This is a genomic window from Desulfallas sp. Bu1-1 (assembly GCF_015594625.1).
In the GTDB taxonomy this organism is placed as follows: domain Bacteria; phylum Bacillota; class Desulfotomaculia; order Desulfotomaculales; family Desulfallaceae; genus JADNRQ01.
The window spans coordinates 1-255 of sequence record NZ_JADNRQ010000118.1 but is presented as its reverse complement, the minus strand read 5'-3'; the positions used below and the strand labels follow the sequence as shown (position 1 = coordinate 255).

Here is a 255-nt window from a genome sequence, read left to right as displayed (position 1 = left end):
TGCGGCATTACGCCCGGGAAAACAGTTTTACCGTCAGGGCGGAATTCACGGACGTGTCCAGCGGCCTAAACCAGAAGCGCCGCGGTTTAGCGAACGTACTCAAACTGGCCGAGCGGGGCGAGTACAGTAAGCTCATCATCGAATATCCCGACCGGTTGGCCCGGTTCGGATATTCATATATCGAGCGGCACCTGAAATACTGCGGCGTGGAAACAATCGCCATCGCGGAAAAAGAACCGGAAGACGCCCAGTCCG

The 255-nt window shown here is 56.9% G+C and carries 1 protein-coding gene; it reads left to right on the top strand.

What is annotated here, in order from left to right; all coding sequences use genetic code 11:
• Positions 1-255 (top strand): recombinase family protein (locus tag IT084_RS17890; protein ID WP_195714203.1); only part of this gene is annotated, 255 nt, incomplete at both ends.